Consider the following 22,067-nt stretch of genomic DNA (forward strand, 5'->3'; position numbering starts at 1 on the left):
CTCAGCGTACGCGGTGGATCACCGAGCCAAAAAGTCAGACTTATATGTCACAGACTCTTGAATTAGTCGTACCTAATCGGTTCAGTGTCGTCGGCGTCCGTTTGACGTCAGATGTCGACGAAGACAGCGAGGCAGAGATGCGTACCCCCCACGTCGTCGTGGTGATGGGCGTCGCCGGCACGGGCAAGACCACGATCGGTCCGCTGCTCGCCGCCCGGCTCGGCGTCCCTTACGCCGAGGGCGACGACTTCCACCCGGAGGCCAACATCGCCAAGATGGCGGCCGGCATCCCGCTCGGCGACGCCGACAGGTGGCCGTGGCTCGACGCCATCGGCGCGTGGGCGCACGGGCGGGCCGGGCTCGGCGGGGTGGTCAGCTGCTCGGCGCTGAAGCGGTCGTACCGCGACCGGCTCAGGGCGGCGGCTCCCGGCATCGTGTTCGTGCACCTGGCGGGCGACCGGTCGCTCATCGAGGACCGCATGACGCACCGTCAGGGCCACTTCATGCCCACCGCGCTGCTCGACTCCCAGTTCGCCACCCTCGAGCCGCTCCAGGCGGACGAGGCGGGCGTCGTCGTCGACGTCTCCGGTGGCCCGGAGGCCATCACCGAACGGGCCGTGACGGCGCTCGACAAGCTCCCCGACCCGGCCTCCCGGTAACCCGGTAACCCCACCCCCCACACCCCCTCCCCCGTCCCCCGTAACTGCAAGGGAAACCGTGACCAGACTCAGCGTCGAGATGCTGGCAGCGGATGCGCCTGCGCCGATCACCTCGGCCGGCCACGCACAGCTGGGCATCGCCGTCCTGGCGGGCATCGCCGTCATCGTCCTGCTCATCACCAAGTTCAAGCTCCATGCCTTCCTGGCGCTGACCATCGGGTCACTGACGCTCGGGGCGGTCGCCGGCGCGCCCCTGGACAAGGCCATCATCAGCTTCACCACCGGCCTGGGCACCACGGTGGCCGGTGTCGGTGTGCTGATTGCCCTCGGCGCGATACTCGGCAAGCTGCTCGCCGACTCCGGCGGCGCGGACCAGATCGTCGACACGATCCTCGCCAAGGCGGGCGGCCGGGCGATGCCGTGGGCGATGGTGCTGATCGCCTCGGTGATCGGTCTGCCGCTGTTCTTCGAGGTCGGCATCGTGCTGCTGATCCCGGTGGTGCTGATGGTCGCCAAGCGCGGCAACTACTCGCTGATGCGGATCGGCATCCCGGCGCTGGCCGGCCTGTCCGTGATGCACGGGCTGGTGCCGCCGCACCCCGGACCGCTGGTGGCCATCGACGCCGTCAAGGCCAACCTGGGCGTGACGCTGGCGCTGGGCATCCTCGTCGCCGTCCCCACGGTGATCATCGCCGGCCCGCTGTTCTCCAAGGTCGCCGCCCGCTGGGTGGACGTACCGGTTCCCGACCGGATGCTGCCGCCGCGCGCCTCCGAGGAACTTCAGCGGCGTCCCGGCTTCGTGCCCACGCTGGCCACCGTGCTGCTGCCGGTCGTCCTCATGCTCGCCAAGGCGCTGGTCGACCTCGTCGTGGACGACCCCGCGAACACCACCCAGCGTGTCTTCGACGTCGTCGGCTCCCCGCTGATCGCCCTGCTCGCGGCCGTCATCGTCGGCATGTTCACGCTTGGGCGGCCGGCCGGGTTCTCCAAGGAGCGGATCTCGCAGACCGTCGAGAAGGGCCTGATGCCGATCGCGGGCATCCTGCTCATCGTCGGTGCGGGCGGTGGCTTCAAGCAGACGCTGATCGACTGCGGTGTGGGCCAGATGATCCTGGACATCTCCAAGGACTGGTCGATCCCCGCACTGCTGCTGGCCTGGCTGATCGCGGTGGCGATCCGGCTGGCGACCGGTTCGGCGACGGTGGCGACCGTCTCGGCGGCCGGCCTGGTCGCCCCGCTGGCGGCCGACATGTCGACCACGCACACCGCGCTGCTCGTCCTCGCCATCGGCGCCGGCTCGCTGTTCTTCAGCCATGTCAACGACGCCGGGTTCTGGCTGGTCAAGGAGTACTTCGGGCTGAGCGTCGGCCAGACGGTCAAGACCTGGTCGGTGATGGAGACGATCATCTCGGTGGTCGCCGGCGGACTGGTCCTGCTGTTGTCCCTCGTGATCTAGGAGTACGGCGATGACGGCTCACCCCCTCTTCGACATCGGCGGCCGCACGGCTCTGGTCACCGGCTCCAGCCGGGGCATCGGGCTCGCCCTCGCCCGCGGTCTGCTTCAGGCCGGGTGCACGGTGGTCCTCAACGGACGGGACGCCGACCGGCTCGCCGAGGCCGCGGCCGGACTGCCCGGCGACCGGGTGCACACGGCCGCGTTCGACGTGACCGACGGCCCGTCTGTGGCCGCCGGAACAGCGGAGGTCGAGGAGCGGGTGGGTCCGCTGGACATCCTGGTCAACAACGCGGGCATGCAACTGCGCGCACCCTTGCTGGAGTTCACCGACTCCGACTGGCACCGCATCCTGGACACCAACCTCACCAGCGCGTTCCTGGTGGGCCGGGAGGCCGCCCGGCGGATGACGGCACGCGGCCACGGCAAGATCATCAACATCTGCTCGCTCCAGAGCGAGGTGGCCCGCCCCGGCATCGCGCCGTACGCGGCGACCAAGGGGGCGCTGAAGATGCTCACCAAGGGCATGTGCGCCGACTGGGGTCCGCACGGCGTACAGGTCAACGGCCTCGGCCCCGGCTACATCGAGACCGAGCTGACACAACCCCTCGTCGCGGACGAGGAGTTCAGCGCCTGGGTGCGGCAGCGCACCCCGGCCGGCCGGTGGGGCCGTGCCGAGGACCTGGTGGGCGGGTTGCTGTTCCTCGCCTCCCCCGCGGCGGACTTCGTCAGCGGGCAGGTGCTGTACGTCGACGGCGGAATGACGAGCGTCCTGTGAACGTGCCGTCCAGGGGCCGGCCGACCAGGGAGTCAAGGATGTCGCGGGCCGCCGTCAGGTCCTCGATCGTCGCCGTGATGCGGTCCCGTTCCCGGGCGATGCCGTCCAGGAGTTCGGGGCACTTGCCGACCAGGACGACGTCCGGGTCGTCGGCGCAGGGCACGATCTCCGCGATGGCGGACGTGCCGAGCCCCGCGGAGAGCAGGATCTGGATGCGCCGGACGGTCGCGACGTCCCGCTCCTCGAACTCGCGGTACCCGCTCGGGCGGCGGGCCGGGGTCAGCAGCCCCTGTTCCTCGTAGTAGCGCAGGGCGCGCGGGCTCACGCCGGTGCGCCGGGAGAGTTCCCCGATCCTCATGGGACCGAGTGCAACAGGGACTTGACTCTCACGTCAACGTGATTGTCCAGCATTGCCGCATGACGACTTCGACGCCATCATCCACAACTGCAACTCCCGTTTCCCTCTTGGGCCTTGGCCCCATGGGACGTGCCCTGGCCACCGCCTTCCTGGACGCCGGTCACCCGCTGACGGTGTGGAACCGCACCCCGGGCCGGGCCGACGGCCTCTCCCGGCGGGGTGCCGTCGTCGCCGGCGGTGTCGCGGAGGCCGTGCGGGGCGGGCGGGTGATCGTCGCCTGCCTGCGGGACTACGCCGCCGTACGGGCTGTCCTCGACCCGCCGCCGGGCGACTGGACCGGTCGTGTGCTGGTCAACCTCGGCAGCGGGGAGCCGGCGCGGGCCCGGGCCCTGGCCCGGTGGGCGGACGGGCACGGCATCCCGTATCTGGACGGCGCGATCCTCTCCCCGACCCCGGCCATCGGGACACCGTCGGCCGCTGTGCTCTACAGCGGGCAGGCGGAGGTCTACGAGGCCGTGCGGGAGGTCATCGCCGCGCTCGGGGGCACGGGCAGGTACGTCGGCGCGGACCCGGGCCGGGCCGTGGCCCACGAGGTGGCGCTGCTCGACCTGTTCGCCACCTCCGTGAACGGCCTGGCACACGCCTTCGCACTGGCCGGCGCCGAAGGCATCGCTCCCGGTGAACTGGCGCCGTACGCCGCCGGTATCGGCGGCCTCCTGACGGAGATGGCGCCGCGCTGGGCCGAACAGCTGGCCACGGGGCGTTTCCCCGGTGAGCGCTCCACCGTCGCCTCGGCGGCGACGGCGCTCACGCACCTGGTCGGCACGGCCGCCGGGCACGGCCTGGACGTGGGCGCGCTGGCGTCGGCGAGGCGGGCCGCCGACCGGCTGGTGGCCTCGGGCCACGGCGACGACGGGCTGGCACGGCTGGCCACGGTCCAGCACGCCGAAGAGGCCGAACAGGGCTGACAGGCCGGACGGGCCGTGGATCAGGGCCGCCACAGCGGATGTTCGCGTTCCGCCCACTCCCGGCTCACCGAACCGGTGCGCAGGCCGCGGCGGGCCTCGGGGTCGGCCAGGGCCATGCCGATGTGGCCGGCGAGGACGACACCGATGGTCAGGGCCAGCCAGTCGTGCACGAAGGTGGCACTGGTGCGCCACATCAGCGGGGTGAGGTGGGTGAACCACATCATCAGGCCGGTGCCGAGCATCACCAGCGTCGCCCCGGCGATCCAGGCGGCGTAGATCTTCTGCCCGGCGTTGAACTTGGCCGCCGGGCGGGCTTCGGGCCGCCGGTCGCGGCGCAGCGCGGCGCGCAGCCAGAGCCGGTCGTGCGGGCCGAATCGGTTCAGGAAGCCGAGGTCGGCGCGGAAGGCGCGGGAGACGAGGCCGAGCAGGACCGGTGCGGGCAGGGCGAGGCCGGCGCACTCATGGATCCGCACGACCAGCTCGCGGCGGCCGACGAGGATGGCGAGCTGGGGGATGTAGAGGCAGGCCGCCGTGGCGACGCACACGCCCATCAGCACGGCCGTCGTCCGGTGCACCCACAGCTCGGCCCGGCTGAAGCGGTGGATCCGCGCGCTCGGAGGGGCGGGGGTCTCAGCTCGTAGGCTCATCGGTCCGTCCGTTCGAGCGGCCGACCCAGGCGTCGACGTCGTAGCCCAGCTTCTCCCAGTAGCCCTCCTGGACGCGGTCCGTGACGGTGATGCCGGAGAGCCACTTGGCGGACTTGTAGAAGTACATGGGCGCCACGTACAGGCGGACCGGGCCGCCGTGGTCGTGGCCGATGTCCTTGTCCTGCATGCGCAGGGCGACCAGGATGTCGGGGCGGCGGGCCTGGTCCAGGGTGAGGCTCTCGGTGTACGTGCCGTCGAAGCAGGTGAAACGGATCGCCTTGGCGCCCTCGCGCACGCCGGCCGTCTCCAGCAGGTGCGCGAGGCGGACACCCTCGAAGGGGGTGCCCGGGACGCGCCAGCCGGTGACGCACTGCACGTCCTTGACCAGCCGGGTCTGCGGCAGGGCGCGCAGGTCGGCCAGGGTGTAGGTGTGGGGGTGGTCGACGAGGCCGTCGATCTTGAGCCGGTAGTCCGTGGGGCCCTTGTGGGGGACGGAGGCGGCCACCGAGTAGTAGCGGAAGCCGCCGCCGTTCGGCAGGAGGCCGGTCAGGCCGGTCGGGTCCTTGCCGGACACCGTGCCCAGGAAGGACTCCATGCCGCGCTGAAGGGTGGGCGCGGCGAACACGCCCAGGGCGCCCAGGCCGAGAGTGCCGAGGAAGACGCGGCGGCCGAGGGGGCGGCCTTCGTCCTCGGGTTGTTCGGGGTTCACCTTTTCATTCGAGCACTCTTGCGGCCCGGCGGACCAGTGATCACGGATTCCCGTCAGGATTCCGTAATCACTTCTCATGTACGTCTCATGGAGACGCGTCGGACGCGAGCCGTGTCGGCGCGAGCCGTGTCAACTGCCGAGGGCCTTGCTGCGGGCCTGGCGGAAGGCTGTGCACGGGTCGTGGCAGGGGTACGACCAGGGGGCCGGGGTGGCGTGCCGGCCGATGCGCCGGAACAGGGCGGCGGCCTCGGCGGTCCGCTCCTGGCAGGCCATGGCGTGGGCGAGGAAGTTCAGGTCGACGTGACGGCGCGGATGGTCGTCGTGCTCCCACTCCAGCCACCAGTCGAACGCGGCCCGTGTCGCCTGCCGGGCGCGGCTCCCCGTCCAGTGGGCGGAGCCAGCCGGGTCGGGGGGCTCCAGGCCGGCCGTGGCCAGTACGCGGTAGCGCTCGGCGCGGGCGACGACGGGCAGGAGGGCGAGCGGGGAGTCGGCGGGGGCCCGGGCGGCGACGTGGTCGGCGAACCCGTACACCTCGTGCAGCGGGTCCGGGCCGCGGTCGGTGTCGCGCTCGGCGAGCCGGGCGACCATCAGGTGGTGGGCATGGTGGTGCTCGGGGTGCCGGTCACGCACCTCGCCGAAGATCCGGGCCACCGTGTCGTCGCTGCCGGTGGCCCGCTCGAGTAAGAGCAGGCCGAGCCATGGGGTGGGGTCGGCGGGCGCCAGCGCGGCCGCGGCACGGCAGGCGTCCCGGGCCGGGCCGCGCCCCTCCTTGCCACGCCGGGCGCGGTGGACGAGGGCCAGGGCGAGGAGCGCGGCGGCGTCGGCGGACCGGGGCTCGGCGCTCAGCCAGTCGCGGGCCCAGGCGGAGGCGTACGGGTTCTGGGCGAGGACGGCGATGCGGTGTCCGCGCCGGTCCCAGTCGTCCCCGGTGCGCAGCAGAAGCGCGCGGGCGGCCTGACGACGACCCTGCGCCAGGGCGGCGCGGGCGGCGACCAGTTCGGTGTCGTCGTGGGCGGGATCGAAGGCGGGGGCGGCGCCTCGGTCAGGCGCCGAGGCGGGCTCCGACACGTTTTCCGGCCGGCCGCCCGACACGCCACCGGTTGAGGACACGCTCCCGAAGTCCAACCCGCCGCCGACCGCGGACACGGCCCCGGGGCCCAACGCGCCCGACCCGCCCGCATTCCCGACGCCCCATCCGCCACCGGCCGCGGCCCCGGACCCGCGGCTCAACTCGCCGCCGGCCGCCGGCACAGACGCGGCCTCCGACCGACTGCCGGACGCAGACTCGGCCGCGCCGCCGGTCCGGGTGGCGAGTACGGGGCCGCAGGACGACCCGGGCGCGGAGTCCGGCTGCTCGTCCCCGCGCCCATCAGCGGCGTCGCGGGGAGGGTCGGGCATGGGATCCGGCCGGCCGGCGGACCGCGTGTCGGTGGTGGCCCGGGGTGTGCGGGAGCGGCTTGGGGACAGCGGGGGGCCTTCCTCGGGGGCGGGGCTCGTCGTCGGCGCCCGGGCGGGTGGCGGGCCGGCATCGACCGATCACTCACAGCAAACCCTCAGCCAACAGTTTCCGTCAAGCGACGGCGAGGTGTTACTCGCGTCAACCGCCTTTTTCCCTGGGCCAGTTGTGATCCACTCGGCCCCCGCGAGCGCCACTCGGGACAGCGCGTCGCAGGTCACCCTGTGGCGTGTGCCATGGCGCCACCGGCCCGGCCAACGGACCATGGCAGTAAGGTATCGCCGCCGTGCACGCGTCCCCCCGGGCAGCGTGACCGAGTCAACTGCCCGGTTCCGGGTACTCCCAGGGGCAACGCCGACCCGGGAGCGCTACAGTCGGCCACTACGCACTCCGTGGCCCGGCCGGATGATCGAGGTACGCAGCGTGTCGGTTCTGGTTCTGATTCTCGCCGTGAGCGCGGCCTGTTGCCTGGGCTTCGGGTTCGTGCTCCAGCAGGCCGCCGCCCAGAAGGCACCGCTCAGCGATTTCCTGTCGTTCCGGCTGCTGCTCGACCTGATGAGAGTGCCCAGTTGGCTGGGCGGCATAGGACTGATGGTGGCCGGCATGGTCCTGGGCGCGATCGCCCTGGGCCAGGGTGAGATCTCCCTGGTGGAACCGCTGCTCGCCACCAACCTGCTGTTCGCGCTCGCCCTGTCCCGGTACCGGACCCGGCAGGTCCTCGGCCACCAGGGCTGGGCCGGGCTCGCACTCCTCGCGGGAGGCGTGACCGCGTTCATCGTGGCCGGTCAGCCGCGCGGCGGGATCGCCGTCGCCGACCCGTTCCGGCACTGGCTGATCATCGGCGTGATGGTGGGCGTCGCCCTGGTGCTGACGACGTACGCCAAACGTTCGAGGCTGAGCTGGGGCCCGGTCCTGCTGGCCTGCGCGGCCGGGCTTCTGTACGGCGTGCAGGACGCGCTGACCCGGGTGAGCGGGGAGCGTTTCTCCGAGGGCGGGCTCGCCGAGGTGTTCACCGGCTGGCAGCCTTACGGGGTGGTCGCGCTCGGCGTGACCGGGCTGCTCCTCGTGCAGAGCGCGTTCGAGACCGCCCCGCTGCGCATGTCGCTGCCCGCGCTCACCGCGACCCAGCCGCTGGCCGGGATCCTGTGCGGGGTGGGCTTCCTCGGCGACCGGCTGCGCACCGACACCGGGGCGCTGGCCTGGGAGGCGGCCGGCCTCGCGGCGATCGTCACGGGGATCATGCTGCTGGGGCTGCACCCGGCGATGCCGCGCGGCACGGCGGAGCAGGAGCGGGCGCGGGACCTCCAGCCGCACTGACCCGGCCCGGCCCCCCGGCGGGGCCGCCCTGCTTTCATGGGGGCCATGAACGCTGCTGACGAGATCCTCGACATCGTCGACGAGAACGACCAGGTCATCGGGCAGTACCCGCGCGGGGAGGCGTACGCGCGCGGACTGCGCCACCGCTGCGTGTTCATCCAGGCCCGGGACTCCGCCGGCCGGCTCTTCGTCCACCGGCGTACGCCGACCAAGCTGGTGTTCCCCTCCCTGCACGACATGTTCGTCGGGGGCGTGGTCGGGGCGGGCGAGTCCTACGACGACGCGGCGCTGCGGGAGGCGGAGGAGGAGCTGGGGGTGAGCGGGCTGCCCCGGCCGTCGTTCCTGTTCAAGTTCCTGTACGACGACGGGGCCGGGCAGAGCTGGTGGTCGGCGGTGTACGAGGTCCGCTGCGAGACGCCGGTGCGGCCACAGGTGGAGGAGGTGGCCTGGTACGACTTCCTGCCCGAGGAGGAGGTGGAGCGGCGGCTCGGCGAGTGGGAGTGGGTGCCGGACGGGCTGGCGGCGTACGAGCGGCTGAGGGCGTTCCGAGCGGCCCCATGACACACCGGTAGGGTCGGCCGCGTGATCGAGTTCGTACGGAACGTCCGGTTGTGGTTCGCGCCGGAGCAGGTGCGGGAGGAGGGCAGTACGCCCGACTACCGGTTCTCGCTGGCGAACGAGCGCACCTTCCTGGCCTGGCTGCGGACCGCGCTGGCGTTGATCGGCGGCGGGTTCGCGGTGGACCAGTTCCTGCCCGGTCTGCGCTGGGGCTGGCGCGTCGGGCTGGCGCTGGCCCTGCTCGCGGCGGGTGTGCTGTGCTCGCTCAGGGCGGTGAACCACTGGGTGCGCTGCGAGCGTGCCATGCGCCGGGGCGAGGACCTGCCCGCCTCGCGGTTCCCCGCGGTGCTGAGCCTGGTCGTCGCGGTGGTGGCCATCGCCATGGTCGTGGTCGTGCTGGCCGGGTGGGCCGGGTGACGACCGGGCGGGACCCCGGCCGGGATCCCGGGCTGCAACCGGAACGGACCCGGCTTGCCTGGCGGCGCACGACGCTGTCGTACGCGGTCGCCTCCGTGCTGGCGCTGCGGGCCGCGCTGCACGGTGGGGCGTCGGCCACCGGGATCGTGGCCTGCGCCCTGTGCGGCGCCCTCTGGGTGGGCTTCCTGCTGGTCGCCCACCACCGCATCCGCGCGCTCGCGAACCCGGCCGGGCGGATGGCCGCGCTCACCCCCCGCCACGCCCTGGCGGCGGTGCTGTGCACGGTGGCGATGGCGGTGTGCGCCGCCGCGCTCGTCGTGTAGGGCCGGCGCCCGAAGCCCGCTAGTGAACGGAATCCTCTTCCGCCCCCTCCGACCAGTCCACGGTCACCACGATCTTGCCCCGGGTCCGGCCCTCCTGGTTCAGCCGGTGCGCGTCCGCCGCCCGCTCCAGCGGGAAGGTCTCGGACACATGCACCGACACCACACCCTGTTCGGCGAGCTCGGACAGGCGGCCCAGGTCCTCCGCGTCGGGGCGTACGAAGCAGTAGCGGCCGCCGTAGCCGACGACTTCCGGGTCTGCGATCGACGCCAGCCGGCCCTCGGGGGCGAGCAGGTTCGCCGAGGCCTTGAGCGCGTCGCCGCCGACCGTGTCGAAGACCGCGTCCACCCCCTCCGGGGCGAGGCCCCGCACCCGTTCGGCCAGGCCGTCGCCGTACGTCACCGGTTCGCCGCCCAGGCCGCGCACGAAGTCGTGGTTGCGCTCGCTCGCCGTACCGATGACCCGGGCCCCGAAGTGGGCGGCGAGCTGGACGGCCATCGAGCCGACCCCGCCGGCGGCCGCGTGCACGAGAACGGTCTCGCCGCGCTTGACCTCCAGCGTCTTGACGAGCACCTGGTAGGCGGTGAGTCCGGCCAGCGGCAGCCCGGCCGCCTCCTCGTAGGTGAGGTTGCGCGGCTTGCGGGCCAGGGTGCGCACGGGGGCGGCCACGTACTCGGCGAAGGTGCCCCGGGAGAGGAAGTCCTCGCGGACGTAGCCGATGACCTCGTCGCCGACGGCGAACTCGGTGACGGCCGCCCCCGGTTGCACGACGACCCCGGAGACGTCCCAGCCGGGGACGACCGGGAAGACGGCGTCCAGGATGGCGTCCAGATAGCCCTCGCGGCACTTCCAGTCGACGGGGTTGACGGCCGCCGCGCGCACCTTCACCAGGACCGAGTCGGGACCGACCTTGGGATCGCGCAGCTCGCCGTACTCGAGGACCTCGGCTCCGCCGTAGCGGCTGTAGTGGATGCCCTTCATGTCACCGACCCTCCGGGGTACGCGGACGCCACGCAAGCGGGATGATCCGATATGAGTCGTTTGCGTGGCAGCCTGTGGTGTCGTCAACGCCGTCGGTGTCGTCGACGTCCACGTCCTCCCGTACCCCCGAAGGTGAGCGCCATGACCGCGCTTCACCAGCCACCGGACGACCACTGACCCGCCGGTCGGCCTATCGTGGCACCCATCACGTTTGGCCCTCCTACTGGACGACATACCGACCGGTCGGCATCATGAGTCGTATCCTGTTCACCCGTTCGTAGGAGCGACATATGAGCCCCGACCACCCGCCCGGACTCGATCTCGACCGGCTGCGCGGCCTGCTCGACCAGGAGCGGCCCGGCCTGGTGACCGGCCCGCTGACGGGCCGGCTGATCGAGGGCGGACGGTCGAACCTCACTTACGCGGTCTCCGACGGCACCGCCAAGTGGGTCGTACGCCGGCCCCCGCTGGGCCATGTGCTGGCCACCGCGCACGACATGAAGCGCGAGCACCGCGTGATCAGCGCGCTGTACCCGACGGACGTGCCGGTGCCGCGCCCGGTGCTGCTGTGCGAGAACCCCGAGAACGGGGCGGTGGTCGGGTCCCCGTTCTACGTGATGGAGTTCGTCGAGGGCACCCCCTACCGCACCGCCGACCAGCTCGCCCCGCTCGGCGCGGAGCGCACCCGGAACGCGGTGCTGTCCCTGGTCGACACCCTGGTGGAACTGCACGCGGTGGACCCCGCCGAAGTGGGCCTGGCGGACTTCGGCCGGCCCGAGGGCTTCCTGGACCGGCAGCTGCGCCGCTGGGGCAAGCAGCTGGACGCCTCGCGCAACCGCGAGCTGGCCGGGATCGACGAGCTGCACGCCTCTCTCGGCCGGCAGCTGCCGAACTCCCCCGCGCCCACCGTCGTGCACGGCGACTACCGCCTCGACAACGTCCTGATCGGCCCGGACGACACGATCAGGGCGATCCTCGACTGGGAGATGTCCACCCTCGGCGACCCGCTCACCGACCTGGGCCTGCTGGTGATGTACAGCCAGCCGCTGGGCATGCCCGAGTCGCCGGTCTCCACCACCGCCGAGGCCCCCGGGCACCCGTCCCCGGCCGAACTGATCGAGCGGTACGCCGCGCGTTCGGGACGGGACGTCTCGGCCGTCTCCTGGTACACGGCGTTCGCCTGGTTCAAGCTGGCCGTGATCCTGGAGGGCATCCACTACCGGTACACGCTGGGCCAGACGGTCGGGCGCGGCTTCGACCGGATCGGCGAGCTCGTCCCCGTCTTCATCCACCACGGACTGACCACTCTTCAGGAAGGCTGACCGGCATGGACTTCGCATTCGACGCGCGCACGGAGGAACTGCGCGCCAAGCTCCTCGCCTTCATGGACGAGTACGTCTACCCGGCCGAGCCGGTCGCCGAGGAGCAGCGGGCCGCGCTGGCCTCGCCGTGGGACACCCCGGCCGTGGTGGAGGAGCTCAAGGCCGAGGCCCGCAGGCAGGGCCTGTGGAACCTCTTCCTGCCCGACGCCGAGTACGGAGCGGGGCTGACGAACCTCCAGTACGCGCCGCTCGCCGAGATCACCGGCCGCTCCCCGCACCTCGCGCCCACCGCGCTGAACTGCGCCGCGCCCGACACGGGCAACATGGAGGTGCTGGCGCAGTTCGGCGACGAGCAGCAGAAGAAGCAGTGGCTGGAGCCGCTGCTCGCCGGTGAGATCCGCTCGGCGTTCGCGATGACCGAGCCGGACGTGGCCTCCTCGGACGCCACCAACATCACCACGCTCATCGAGCGAGCCACCGACGGTACGGACGAGTACGTCATCACGGGCCGCAAGTGGTACATCTCCGGGGCGATGAACCCGGACTGCAAGATCTTCATCGTGATGGGCAAGACCGACCCGGACGGGCCGGACATCCGCCGCCAGCAGTCCATGGTGCTGGTCCCCCGCGACACCCCGGGCGTCACCGTCAAGCGGGCCATGCAGGTGTTCGGCTACGAGGACCACTCCCACGGCGGCCACGCCGAGGTGGTCTTCGACCACGCGCGCGTGCCGGTGTCCAACCTGATCGGCGAGGAGGGCGGCGGCTTCGCCATCGCGCAGGCCCGGCTCGGTCCCGGCCGCATCCACCACTGCATGCGGCTGATCGGCATGGCCGAGCGGGCGATCGAGCTGATGTGCCGGCGGGCCGTCTCCCGCACGGCCTTCGGCAAGGCGCTCGCCCAGCAGGGCGTGGTCCACAACTGGATCGCCGACGCCCGGGTGACGGTCGAGCAGCTGCGGCTGCTGGTGCTCAAGACCGCCTGGCTGATGGACACCGTCGGCAACAGGGGCGCCCACACGGAGATCCAGGCCATCAAGATCGCCACGCCCCGCGCGGTCGTCGACATCATCGACCGCGCGATCCAGCTGCACGGCGCGGGCGGCGTGAGCCAGGACTTCCCGCTCGCCGAGCTGTACGCGGGTGCCCGCACCCTGATGATCGCGGACGGCCCCGACGAGGTGCACCAGCGGTCGCTGGCGCGGCGGGAGCTGAAGAAGTACCTGTGAGGCACGGGTAAGGGGCGGTCGCCATGGCGACCGCCCCTTACCGCTGCCCTGTCATGACCGCAGCCGTCCTGCTACGGGCGCAGCGCCCGCAGCAGCAGGTCGGCGAGGTGGTCGGCGACCTCCTGGGGGCTGAGCGGCCCGTCCGGCCGGTACCACGTCGACAGGTGGTGGACGGAACCGAAGTGGTAGTCCACCACGAGGTCGGCGGGGGTCGCCGTGGAGAAGACGCCCTCCCGCTGGCCTTCCTCGATCAGCGCACGGAAGCGTTCGTGGTAGCGCCGGCGCTCGGCGCGCACCTGCTTGTTCTTCTCCGGGCTCAGGTGGTGCATGGAGCGGAAGAAGATCATCGCGTCGTCGAGGTTCTCGATGGTGGTGACCACCACGTCGGCCGCCGCCCCCCGCAGCCGCTTCTCGATGGGCTCGTCGGCGTTCGCGAACGCGTCCAGGCGCTCCTGCTGCACCCGCAGCACGCGCGCGTACACCTCGTGCAGGAGGTCGTCCTTGGAGCCGAAGTAGTGGTACAGCGCCCCCTTGGTGACGCCGGCCGACTCCACGATCTCCTGCACCGAGGTGCGGTCATAGCCCTGCTCGGCGAAGAGCCGAGTGGCGGCGGCGAGCAACCGCTGCGGGACGGGGGTTCCGTCTCCGTCCGTCGTCCTGGGCACTGCCGCCACCTGCCTTTCTGTAGTTCTACTGACTGTCGTGCGCGCGGGAGCGCAGTTCCCGACGCAGGATCTTCCCACTCGCCGTCTTGGGCAGGTCGGGCAGGATCTCCACCTGACGCGGGTATTTGTAGGCCGCCAGTCTCTCCTTGCAGTAGGCGGCCAGTGCGCCGGGGTCCGTCTCGGCGCCGGGACGCAGGCTGATGTACGCCTTGACAGTTTCGCCACGATAGCCGTCCGGCACCCCGACCACGGCCGCCTCGCGCACCGCCGGGTGGGTGTAGAGGACGTCCTCGACCTCGCGCGGCCACACCTTGAAGCCGGACGCGTTGATCATGTCCTTCTTGCGGTCGACGACGTACAGCCAGCCCTGCTCGTCCATGAAGCCGATGTCACCGGTGCGCAGTTCACCGCCGGGGAAGGTCTCGGCGGTGGCGTCGGGCCGCCGCCAGTAGCCGGGCACGACCTGCGGGCCGCGCACGACGATCTCGCCCTGCTCGCCGAAGGGCACTTCCGCGCCCTGGTCGTCGACGATCCGTACGACCGTGTCGGGGCCGGGCACGCCGACGGCCAGTGTCCCGGAGACCGGGTCGACGGGCGCCTCCCGGCCGGGCGGCACGCTCGCGCAGGGCGCGGTGCACTCCGTCAGCCCGTAGCCGTTGCGGATGTACGGCCCGAAGCCCGCCCGGAACTTCTCCACCAGCGCGGGCGGCAGGGGCGCGCCGCCCGAGGAGATGACGCGGAAGGAGGAGAAGTGGTCCGGGGTGACGGCCGGGTGGGCGGTCAGTGCCATGAAGGCGGTCGAGGGGCCGACCGTGTAGTGCGGCCGGTGCTCGGCGAACGCGTCCAGGACGACCCCGGGTTCGAAGCGGTAGGCCAGCACCAGCGTGCCCGCGCTGTTCAGGCAGGCGCCGAGCTGGCAGACCATCCCGGTGATGTGGAACAGGGGTGCCATCGCGAAGTAGACCGGTGCCTCGGGCAGACCGAGTCCGGTCCGCTGGCGTTCGGCGTTGTACATGATGTTGCCGTGCGTGTTGGTGGCGCCCTTGGGGGTGCCGCTGGTGCCCGAGGTGTAGCTGATCAGGGCGATGTCGTCCGGGACCGGGTCACGGTTCTCGGGTGCCTTGTCGCCCTGCCGGGCGACCGTCGCGAGGTCGTCTGCGTCCGGGGCCTGGGGCAGCCGCTCGAAGGAGAGCACGCGCGCGTCGTCGCGGGTCTGGAAGTCCAGCTCGCAGGCGGTGAGCACGATCCGCACGGGCGAGCCGGCGGCCGTGTCCCGCAGGTACGCCTCCCAGGCCCGGTCGGCGCAGATCAGCGCGGTCACCTCCGCGTCCCGCAGGACGTGGGAGACCTCGCCGGACTTGTACATCGGGTTGACGGGGACGACGGTCGCGCCCGCCTTCCAGGCGCCGAGCAGGGCGAGCACGAAGTGCGGGGAGTTCTGGAGCAGGACGGCGACCCGGTCGCCGCGCCTGAGTCCGCGGGCGGCGAGGTGCCCTGCGACGGAGTCGCTGAGCTCGTCGGCCTCGCGGTAGGTCAGACGGGCGTCGAAGTAGGCGAGGAACGTGCGGTCCGGGGTCTCGCCGACCACGCGGCGCAGGGCGTGCACGAGGGAGTCGGCGGGGTCGATCGGGGCGCGCTGGGCGTCGTCGAGGAGGCCCAGCCAGGGCTTGGCCGCGTAACGGGAACCGGTCACCGGGCCTCCTCCCACTTGCGCTGGAGGTGGTTCATGCCGCCGAGCCAGCGGTCGGGGTCGGTGGCCCGCGCCCGGTAGTACTCTGCCACCTCGGGGTGCGGCAGGATCAGGAAGCGGTCCTCATGGATGCCCTTGAACAGGGCGTCCGCGACGTCCTCCGGCTCGATCGCGGTGGGCTTCAGCACGATGTCGCCCGCGCTGCCGGTCGCGGCCAGCATGTCGGTGCGGACGCCCTGCGGACAGATCGCGTGTACCTTCAGGCCCCGGTGGCGGTAGGTGAGCGACAGCCATTCGGCGAAGGCCAGCGCGCCGTGCTTGGTGACGCTGTAGGAGGGGGCGCCGATCATGGTGAGGAGGCCGGCGGCCGAGACGGTGGAGACGAACCGGCCGCGACCGCGCTCCAGCCAATCGGGCAGCAGCGCGTGAGCCGCGCGGACGTGAGCCATCACGTTGACGTCCCAGGACAGCGCCCAGGACCGCTCGTCGAGCGGCTCTCCGGCACCCGCGTCCTCGAACGCGACGCCGGCGTTGGCACAGTAGACGTCGACGGTGCCGCCGAGCGCGTCCCGGGCGTCGCCGACGATCGCGGAGGCGTCGCCCGGCACCGCGATGGCGCCGATCTCCTCGGCGACGGCCTCGGCCCGCCCGGCGTCCAGGTCGTTGACCACGACCCGGGCCCCCTCGGCGGCGAACCTGCGGGCCAGCGCGGCCCCGATGCCACCACCCGCTCCGGTGACGACCACTCCCGCATCCTGCACGGCTTCCACCATCGGTCTCCTTCGACACGACGCGACTCGGCTCTGCCGCGTCAGACTAACCAGTCGGTATGTGTAAAGGGAAGGGTGACCCGGCCACACTCGGCATGCGCCTTCCACACTTCACGGAGGTCACCCATGCGCCTGGCCAGACGGAGCCTTCTCGCATCGGCCACGATGGCAGCAGTGCCCGCGGCACCCGTCGCGACCGAACCCGGCAAGCATGTGCGAACCGGATTCGACCACCTCTCAGCCGACGGCTACACCCTCCTGTCCGGCCAGAAGGCCGGCATCGTCACCAACCCGACCGGCGTCACCCGGGACGTCCGCCACATCGTCGACGTCATGCACGCGGACCCCCGCGTCAGGCTGACGGCGGTCTTCGGGCCCGAGCACGGGTTCCGGGGCACCGCGCAGGCGGGCGGCTCCGAGGGCCGCTACGACGACCCGGCGACGGGGCTGCCGGTCTACGACACCTACCTCAAGAGCGGGCAGCCGCTGGCCGACGTCTTCACCGCATCGGGCGTGGACACCGTCGTCTTCGACATCCAGGACGTCGGGGCGCGCTTCTACACGTACATCTGGACCCTGTACGACTGCATGGAGGCCGCCGCGCTCGCGGGCAAGCGGTTCGTGGTACTGGACCGGCCGAACCCGGTGACCGGGCGGTCGGCCGTGGGACCGGTGCTGCACAGGGAGTTCGCCACCTTCGTCGGACGGCAGCCGATCGCGCAGGCGCACGGAATGACGGTGGCCGAGCTCGCACGGCTGTTCGACGCGGAGTTCCTGGGCGGCCGGGTCGCGCCGGAGACCGTACTCATGACGGGCTGGCGGCGGTCGGAGTTCTTCGACACCACCGGTCTGCCCTGGGTGCCGCCGAGCCCGAACATGCCGACGCCGGACACGGCCCTGGTGTACTCGGGGACCTGCCTGTTCGAGGGGACGAACCTGTCGGAGGGCCGCGGCACGACCCGGCCCTTCGAACTGCTGGGCGCGGAGGGCATCGACGGGCGGTGGGCGGCCACGGTGAACGCACTGGGACTGCCGGGCGTGCGCTTCCGCGAGGCGTACTTCGCGCCGACGTTCTCCAAGTTCCAGGGCAAGACCGTCGGCGGGGTACAGATCTATGTGCACGACCGGGCCGCGTACGACCCCGTCCGCACCGGGATCGCGCTCCTGGTGACCGCGAAGCGGGTCTGGAGCGGCTTCGGCTGGCGGTCCGACAACTGGATCGACAAGCTCACGGGCTCCGCGCGGGTCCGCACGATGATCGACGCCGGCGCGGGCACGGACGAGGTGGCCGGCGCCTGGCAGGAGGAGCTGACGGCGTTCCGGCGGATCCGGAAGGAATACCTCCGCTACCGGTGAGCCGCGACGTATGGCCAACCCCGTCCTCCGGTAGGACGATGCGCCCACATCGCACCACTTCGGGGGACGAGGGGGCCTGTCATGGCGGATCCTGCGATGAGTGTGACTCCTTACTGGGAGCTGACCTTCGACGCGGACGGGGACGTGGACGGCCGGGAACGGGACCGGCTGCTCGCGGAGGTCGCGGGCCACGGCGTCCACGACCTGATCGTCTTCTCGCACGGCTGGAACAACGACCGCTCGGACGCGACCGCGCTCTACCGTCACTTCTTCGCACCGATTCCCGGGCTCGCGCCGAAGGCCCGGATCGGGTACGTGGGCGTGGTGTGGCCCTCGATGCGGTTCTCGGACGAGCCGATCCCGGACTTCCCCAAGTCCGTGGCGGCCGTGGAGGCCGAGGCCGCGCCGCGCCCCGCGCTCGACAAGGACACCCGGCAGGCGCTGCTGCGGACCTTCCCCGACCGGACCACCGTGGTCGACCAGATCGCCGGGCTGCTGGACCGGCAGCCCCGTGAGGAGGCGGCACTGGAGGAGTTCGGGCGGCTGGTGCGGCTCCTGGTGGAGGTGGCCCCGGACGGGCCGCAGGCGCTGTGCGCGACGGACACCGCGGCGGACGGCGAGCCCGGCATGCTCTGCGGGGACACGGCGGCGGCGTGCGAGGAGTTCGGGCAGGCCCTGGCGGCACTCGAGTCCTCGGGCCCGGCCGAGGGGTTCTCGCTGCCCAACCCGTGGCACGGGGCACGCGAGCTGCTGCGCCAGGCGACGTACTACGCGATGAAGCGGCGGGCCGGCACCGTCGGGGAGCATGGACTGGGCCCGGTCATCGGGCGGCTGGCCGGTGCGGCGCCCGGGGTGCGGGTGCATCTGGTGGGGCACAGCTTCGGCGGCCGGCTGGTGTCCTTCGCGCTGCGCGGACTGCCCCAGGGGGTGCGCGCGGTGAAGTCCGTGACGCTGCTCCAAGGGGCCTTCTCGCACTACGCCTTCGCGGCCGAACTGCCGCACGACCCGCGCGCGGCCGGGGCGTTGCGGGATCTGCACAAGCGCGTCGACGGACCGGTGGTGTGCTGCTACTCGCACCACGACGCGGCCCTGGGCACGTTCTACCCGCTGGCCTCCCGCATGGCGGACGACGCGCGGTCGGTGACGTGCTTCGACATCGGGCACGTACTGGGCCCCGAGTGGGGCGCGATGGGCCACGACGGGGTGCAGGCGGTGCCGGGCACGCGCGCGCTGACGCTGGCCGAGGCGCTGGGCGGTCCGCTGCCCGGATCGGGATGCGTGAACGTCGACGCGGCCGCGGTCGTCCGGCACGGCGGACCGCCGGCGGGCGCGCACAGCGACATCGTGCACCCGGAGCTGGCCCGGGTGGTGCTGGCGGCGGGGCGCGTCACCTGACCCCGCCGCCGGCACCCCGGTGTCACCGGTGAGAGGTGTACTCCACGACCTGCTGGAAGGTCGGGCGGTTCTGCCAGCTGATCTTGCCGTGCTTGATGCCGCCCAGGGCGCGCTGGGCGATCGAGTCGGCGCACCACTGGTCGCCGGCCGAGCACTGGTCGTCGCCCGGGTAGACCTGGGCCGCGGTCATTCCGGCCGCCGTCTTGAGCGTGCTGATGAGGATGTCCCGGCAGGAGCTGAGGCTGCCGCCACCGCAGTACTTCTGCGCGAGGCCGCCCTGCACGGACTCACCGAGCACCGCCCGGATGTCCTTGTCGACATAACTCCACCAGCCGTACTGGAAGGAGCTTCCGGCGTGCGAACCGGTGGGGCCGTGCCCGGCGGACGGCGCCTCGTCGACGGGCAGGTTACTGGTGAAGGCGGTGTAGAGATCACTGCCCAGTCCGGGCTCGAACTCGCCCTTCACCAGCAGCGGCCACCAGGCGTCCAGGATCCGGATGGCGTCGGCGTCGGCGTACGTCTTGGAGCCCGCCGAGGTCTCCGTGCGCTTGGCGCCGGCCGTCACCCAGGCCTGGAGCTTGGTCACCGCCGCCGCGGCCGTGGAGTCCGTGACCGTGGAGCTGTTGACGACCTTCAGCAGCTTCGGCAGCACGTCCTCGGCCCGCAGATCGGCGAGGGCCGCGTCCGCCATGGCCTTCGCCAGCGCGGTACGGGTCACCCCGCCCGCCGCGACCAGCTTCTTCACCCGGTCCTCGAGCAGGTTGCCGCGGTGCACGGACCCGTCGCCCCAGGAGGCGGTGGTGTAGTCCTTGGCCTGCTTGTTGTTCCAGGAGATGTAGTAGTCCTGGTCGATGGAGTTGGGGTGGGCGGAGGCCGGGGTGTAGTCGGCCGTGTTGGTCGACGGGTCCCAGTTCTTCCACTCGTACGCCGCCTGCCCCCACACCGGGAACTCCGCGTCGACGCCGCTCGCGCGCACCGGGTTGTCGCCGCTGTTGTAGTACGCGGTGTGCTGGGAGTCGGCGTAGAACCAGTTGAAGGTGTAGTTGATGTGCTGGGCCGCGGCCTGGAAGTCCGCCGGACCCTTGACGAAGTCCGGGTCGTTCAGCATCTGGAAGCCGATGATCGAGTCGGCCTCGTGCAGGTAGGAGGAGCGCAGGGTGGTGTAGGCGACCTTCTTGCCGCCGACCGTGGCCCGGTACTCCACCGGCCCGTACTTCGTGCGCCACACCCGCATCGTGTACGAGCCCGCCGCGGTGCCGTCGGCGGTCGTCGGGGTCCAGGCGTTCTTCTGTTCGATCTTGTCCATGGCCGTGCAGGTGCCGTGGTACAGGTAGTGGTAGTCGTCCTGGCACAGCTCGACAGCGTAGCTGTCGATGATGTCCTGGCCGGAGGTCGTCGCGCTCCAGGAGTAGTCCTGGCCGCGGCCGAGTTCGACGTACATGCTCAGACCGGCGAAGGAGGCGCCGCGGGCGCTGATGCCCGGGCCCTGGATCTCCTGGAGCATGAGCAGCTGCGGGGCGAAGTAGCCGGTCTGCGGGCCGAACACGGCGATCGGATGGCCGCTCTTGGTGTACTTGCCGCTCACCACCAGGGCGTTGGACATGCCGCGCTTGGCCGAGCTCAGCGTCGTCTTCGCCGCCGTGGCCGAGGCGCTGGTGGCACTGGAGGTGGCCGCGCTGCCCGTACGGTCGTAGACCAGCGGCTCCTGGGTCACCGAGCCGGCGTCGGGCAGGGCCTCGCCCCGCGGGTCGTCCGGGACGGAGGCGTACGGGAAGCTCTCGCCGTTGTGGACGGTGAGGACGGCCTCCGGGTCGTTGCGCTCGCGGAACGACTCCCAGACCTTGGTGCCCTCCGCCACGCCGTACTTGGACTGGGCGGCGATCAGGGACAGGGCGTTGTTGACCTCGCCGCCACCGCCGGAGCCGAACAGCGAGCCGACCACCGAGCCCAGCGCCACCAGGTCGGTGATCTTGAAGTGGTCGATGGTGCCGGCGTTCGTGATGGCGTCCTTGTGGCCGGTCAGGACGTACTCGCCGGGGAAGTAACGGCCGCTGTCGGAGGCGTCGATGTAGGAGTTGATGCCCGCGAGATAGGCGTTGGCGTCGTCGAGGGCCTGCCGGCCGCGGGCTCCGTTCTTCGCGACGGCGTTGTCGATCTGGGCCTGGAGGTCGGCCTCGGTGTACGGCGCGTTGCGGTAGAACTCCTGCTCGAGGCCCTGGTTGGACGCGGCGCCGCCCGCGAAGGTGGTCAGCTGGCCGCGGCCGACGTGCCGGAAGACGTCCATGAGCCACAGCCGGTCCTCAGCGGCGGCATAGCCCGCGCCGAACTCGGTCCCGTATCTGGTGGTACCGGTGATGTGCGGCACACCGGTCTTCTTGTCGCGGACGATCGCCACGTCGCTGCGGCCGGCCGGCTTCTCGGTCGAGGCGACCTGGTCGGAGGGCACGCCGAACGAAGCGTCGTTGAAGAACGTATTGATGGTCGAGTCGGTGAGGGTCGAGTAGCCGGTGGCGAGGTTGGCGTACGGGCCGAGCTGGTCCTCGGCGTGGCTGGGCTGGGTGCCGAACGCCTGGTTGAGCAGGATCTGGGCGAGGGTGGCGTTGCCGTTCTCGCCGGGCGGCAGGATGTCGGAGCACTGGCCGCCGCAGTAGTCGTTGGAGGCCGTGGCCGCGCTGGCGGTCGCCTGGGTCAGCGGAGACACAAGACCGGCGATGAGAACGCATATCGAGGCCGACTTCAGGAACCCGTGGAACCTGCGAGGAGTTCTCAGTCTGTCGAGTGTGGTGCGTGGGACGCGCCGTGCCATGGCAGCTCCTGGGGAGTGGGGGTGCGCAGACGTTACCGCCGGTATCCCCGAGATTGAAGATGAACATGCGTCACTTTTTGGAGTCACGTTCGGGATTCGCCGGGCGGTCAACCCGGGGCGCCTTATGGGAGGGCATCGGAAAACGTATGGAGCCGGATCGTGTGTCGATACGTCTACTCGTCGACGTCGGTACGTGGACTCCGTACGACGAC

At 71.6% G+C, this 22,067-nt stretch carries 21 protein-coding genes; 12 read left to right on the top strand and 9 right to left on the bottom strand.

The window, feature by feature from the left end:
• Positions 1-137: 137 nt before the first annotated feature.
• The 3 genes from ACWGJM_RS04310 to ACWGJM_RS04320 are packed head-to-tail and all read left to right on the top strand — an operon-like array spanning position 138 to position 2,890.
• Positions 138-659 carry a gluconokinase gene (locus ACWGJM_RS04310; RefSeq protein WP_453410133.1) on the top strand — a complete coding sequence of 174 codons (522 nt, stop codon included), beginning with the start codon at positions 138-140 and terminating at the stop codon, positions 657-659.
• Positions 660-717: 58 nt separating this feature from the next.
• Positions 718-2,115 carry a GntP family permease gene (locus tag ACWGJM_RS04315; RefSeq protein ID WP_453410134.1) on the top strand — a complete coding sequence of 466 codons (1,398 nt, stop codon included), beginning with the start codon at positions 718-720 and terminating at the stop codon, positions 2,113-2,115.
• 10 nt (positions 2,116-2,125) lie between these two features.
• The gene (locus ACWGJM_RS04320) at positions 2,126-2,890 is read left to right on the top strand and encodes an SDR family oxidoreductase (protein WP_453410135.1); all 765 of its coding nucleotides are present in this window, start codon (positions 2,126-2,128) and stop codon (positions 2,888-2,890) included.
• Here ACWGJM_RS04320 and ACWGJM_RS04325 read toward each other — a convergent pair.
• Positions 2,841-3,248, bottom strand: a complete 408-nt coding sequence (locus tag ACWGJM_RS04325) for a MerR family transcriptional regulator (protein WP_453410136.1) — start codon at positions 3,246-3,248, stop codon at positions 2,841-2,843. The genes ACWGJM_RS04320 and ACWGJM_RS04325 overlap by 50 nt on opposite strands.
• A 59-nt stretch (positions 3,249-3,307) precedes the next feature.
• Here ACWGJM_RS04325 and ACWGJM_RS04330 point away from each other — a divergent pair, with 59 nt between their 5' ends.
• On the top strand, positions 3,308-4,216 hold the full coding sequence (locus ACWGJM_RS04330; RefSeq protein ID WP_453410137.1) for an NAD(P)-dependent oxidoreductase: 909 nt from the start codon (positions 3,308-3,310) through the stop codon (positions 4,214-4,216).
• A 20-nt stretch (positions 4,217-4,236) separates the two neighbouring features.
• Here the strand turns inward: ACWGJM_RS04330 and ACWGJM_RS04335 are convergent, their stop codons facing one another.
• From ACWGJM_RS04335 to ACWGJM_RS04345, 3 genes are all read right to left on the bottom strand, one after another.
• Positions 4,237-4,863 carry a cytochrome b/b6 domain-containing protein gene (locus tag ACWGJM_RS04335; protein WP_453410138.1) on the bottom strand — a complete coding sequence of 209 codons (627 nt, stop codon included), beginning with the start codon at positions 4,861-4,863 and terminating at the stop codon, positions 4,237-4,239.
• Positions 4,847-5,572 (bottom strand): molybdopterin-dependent oxidoreductase, encoded by a 726-nt coding sequence (locus ACWGJM_RS04340; protein WP_453410139.1) that lies wholly within the window; start codon positions 5,570-5,572, stop codon positions 4,847-4,849. Before ACWGJM_RS04340 ends, ACWGJM_RS04335 begins: the two co-directional genes overlap by 17 nt.
• A 129-nt stretch (positions 5,573-5,701) precedes the next feature.
• Positions 5,702-6,640: a hypothetical protein gene (locus ACWGJM_RS04345; RefSeq protein WP_453410140.1), complete on the bottom strand. Its 939-nt coding sequence runs from the start codon at positions 6,638-6,640 to the stop codon at positions 5,702-5,704.
• Positions 6,641-7,433: 793 nt separating this feature from the next.
• On the opposite strand from ACWGJM_RS04345, the gene ACWGJM_RS04350 reads away from it, so the two are divergent.
• Genes ACWGJM_RS04350 through ACWGJM_RS04365 form a run of 4 tightly spaced genes read left to right on the top strand, consistent with a single transcriptional unit; the run spans position 7,434 to position 9,643 of the window.
• Positions 7,434-8,345: a DMT family transporter gene (locus tag ACWGJM_RS04350; RefSeq protein WP_453410141.1), complete on the top strand. Its 912-nt coding sequence runs from the start codon at positions 7,434-7,436 to the stop codon at positions 8,343-8,345.
• 45 nt (positions 8,346-8,390) lie between these two features.
• Positions 8,391-8,906 (top strand): NUDIX hydrolase, encoded by a 516-nt coding sequence (locus ACWGJM_RS04355; RefSeq protein ID WP_453410142.1) that lies wholly within the window; start codon positions 8,391-8,393, stop codon positions 8,904-8,906.
• A gap of 21 nt (positions 8,907-8,927) precedes the next feature.
• The gene (locus ACWGJM_RS04360; RefSeq protein ID WP_453410143.1) at positions 8,928-9,320 is read left to right on the top strand and encodes a YidH family protein; all 393 of its coding nucleotides are present in this window, start codon (positions 8,928-8,930) and stop codon (positions 9,318-9,320) included.
• Positions 9,317-9,643 carry a DUF202 domain-containing protein gene (locus ACWGJM_RS04365; RefSeq protein ID WP_453410144.1) on the top strand — a complete coding sequence of 109 codons (327 nt, stop codon included), beginning with the start codon at positions 9,317-9,319 and terminating at the stop codon, positions 9,641-9,643. Before ACWGJM_RS04360 ends, ACWGJM_RS04365 begins: the two co-directional genes overlap by 4 nt.
• Positions 9,644-9,662: 19 nt before the next feature.
• Here the strand turns inward: ACWGJM_RS04365 and ACWGJM_RS04370 are convergent, their stop codons facing one another.
• Positions 9,663-10,622 (bottom strand): NADP-dependent oxidoreductase, encoded by a 960-nt coding sequence (locus tag ACWGJM_RS04370; protein ID WP_453410145.1) that lies wholly within the window; start codon positions 10,620-10,622, stop codon positions 9,663-9,665.
• Positions 10,623-10,912: 290 nt separating this feature from the next.
• Here ACWGJM_RS04370 and ACWGJM_RS04375 point away from each other — a divergent pair, with 290 nt between their 5' ends.
• Together ACWGJM_RS04375 and ACWGJM_RS04380 are read left to right on the top strand one after the other, a co-directional pair.
• Positions 10,913-11,944, top strand: coding sequence for a phosphotransferase family protein (locus tag ACWGJM_RS04375; RefSeq protein ID WP_453410146.1), 1,032 nt, complete (start codon positions 10,913-10,915; stop codon positions 11,942-11,944).
• 5 nt (positions 11,945-11,949) lie between these two features.
• Positions 11,950-13,173: an acyl-CoA dehydrogenase family protein gene (locus tag ACWGJM_RS04380; protein WP_453410147.1), complete on the top strand. Its 1,224-nt coding sequence runs from the start codon at positions 11,950-11,952 to the stop codon at positions 13,171-13,173.
• 71 nt (positions 13,174-13,244) lie between these two features.
• On the opposite strand, the gene ACWGJM_RS04385 is transcribed toward ACWGJM_RS04380, so the two are convergent.
• Genes ACWGJM_RS04385 through ACWGJM_RS04395 form a run of 3 tightly spaced genes read right to left on the bottom strand, consistent with a single transcriptional unit; the run spans position 13,245 to position 16,301 of the window.
• Entirely contained in the window at positions 13,245-13,838 is a 594-nt protein-coding gene (locus ACWGJM_RS04385; RefSeq protein WP_453410148.1) for a TetR/AcrR family transcriptional regulator, read from the bottom strand.
• 25 nt (positions 13,839-13,863) lie between these two features.
• Positions 13,864-15,531 (bottom strand): class I adenylate-forming enzyme family protein, encoded by a 1,668-nt coding sequence (locus ACWGJM_RS04390; protein ID WP_453410149.1) that lies wholly within the window; start codon positions 15,529-15,531, stop codon positions 13,864-13,866.
• Positions 15,528-16,301 (bottom strand): SDR family oxidoreductase, encoded by a 774-nt coding sequence (locus ACWGJM_RS04395; protein ID WP_453410150.1) that lies wholly within the window; start codon positions 16,299-16,301, stop codon positions 15,528-15,530. Before ACWGJM_RS04395 ends, ACWGJM_RS04390 begins: the two co-directional genes overlap by 4 nt.
• Positions 16,302-16,424: 123 nt before the next feature.
• Between ACWGJM_RS04395 and ACWGJM_RS04400 the strand changes: the two genes are divergently transcribed.
• Both ACWGJM_RS04400 and ACWGJM_RS04405 read left to right on the top strand, forming a co-directional pair.
• Positions 16,425-17,654 (top strand): exo-beta-N-acetylmuramidase NamZ family protein, encoded by a 1,230-nt coding sequence (locus ACWGJM_RS04400; RefSeq protein WP_453410151.1) that lies wholly within the window; start codon positions 16,425-16,427, stop codon positions 17,652-17,654.
• 81 nt (positions 17,655-17,735) lie between these two features.
• A complete protein-coding gene (locus ACWGJM_RS04405; protein ID WP_453410152.1) occupies positions 17,736-19,049 on the top strand; it encodes a serine-threonine protein kinase in 1,314 nt (437 codons plus the stop codon).
• Between the two features lie 22 nt (positions 19,050-19,071).
• Here the strand turns inward: ACWGJM_RS04405 and ACWGJM_RS04410 are convergent, their stop codons facing one another.
• The gene (locus ACWGJM_RS04410; RefSeq protein ID WP_453410153.1) at positions 19,072-21,855 is read right to left on the bottom strand and encodes a penicillin acylase family protein; all 2,784 of its coding nucleotides are present in this window, start codon (positions 21,853-21,855) and stop codon (positions 19,072-19,074) included.
• Between the last annotated feature and the right edge of the window lie 212 nt (positions 21,856-22,067).

The sequence above is a fragment of the Streptomyces sp. NPDC054834 genome (assembly GCF_053611185.1).

Bases quoted from the DNA above. Each gene is read 5' to 3' on its own strand.
- ACWGJM_RS04405 (WP_453410152.1), top strand. From the start codon at position 17,736: ATGGCGGATCCTGCGATGAGTGTGACTCCTTACTGGGAGCTGACCTTC.
- ACWGJM_RS04380 (WP_453410147.1), top strand. From the start codon at position 11,950: ATGGACTTCGCATTCGACGCGCGCACGGAGGAACTGCGCGCCAAGCTC.
- ACWGJM_RS04335 (WP_453410138.1), bottom strand. From the start codon at position 4,863: ATGAGCCTACGAGCTGAGACCCCCGCCCCTCCGAGCGCGCGGATCCAC.
- ACWGJM_RS04410 (WP_453410153.1), bottom strand. From the start codon at position 21,855: ATGGCACGGCGCGTCCCACGCACCACACTCGACAGACTGAGAACTCCT.
- ACWGJM_RS04330 (WP_453410137.1), top strand. From the start codon at position 3,308: ATGACGACTTCGACGCCATCATCCACAACTGCAACTCCCGTTTCCCTC.
- ACWGJM_RS04375 (WP_453410146.1), top strand. From the start codon at position 10,913: ATGAGCCCCGACCACCCGCCCGGACTCGATCTCGACCGGCTGCGCGGC.
- ACWGJM_RS04355 (WP_453410142.1), top strand. From the start codon at position 8,391: ATGAACGCTGCTGACGAGATCCTCGACATCGTCGACGAGAACGACCAG.
- ACWGJM_RS04310 (WP_453410133.1), top strand. From the start codon at position 138: ATGCGTACCCCCCACGTCGTCGTGGTGATGGGCGTCGCCGGCACGGGC.
- ACWGJM_RS04370 (WP_453410145.1), bottom strand. From the start codon at position 10,622: ATGAAGGGCATCCACTACAGCCGCTACGGCGGAGCCGAGGTCCTCGAG.
- ACWGJM_RS04395 (WP_453410150.1), bottom strand. From the start codon at position 16,301: ATGGTGGAAGCCGTGCAGGATGCGGGAGTGGTCGTCACCGGAGCGGGT.
- ACWGJM_RS04350 (WP_453410141.1), top strand. From the start codon at position 7,434: ATGATCGAGGTACGCAGCGTGTCGGTTCTGGTTCTGATTCTCGCCGTG.
- ACWGJM_RS04325 (WP_453410136.1), bottom strand. From the start codon at position 3,248: ATGAGGATCGGGGAACTCTCCCGGCGCACCGGCGTGAGCCCGCGCGCC.
- ACWGJM_RS04320 (WP_453410135.1), top strand. From the start codon at position 2,126: ATGACGGCTCACCCCCTCTTCGACATCGGCGGCCGCACGGCTCTGGTC.
- ACWGJM_RS04400 (WP_453410151.1), top strand. From the start codon at position 16,425: ATGCGCCTGGCCAGACGGAGCCTTCTCGCATCGGCCACGATGGCAGCA.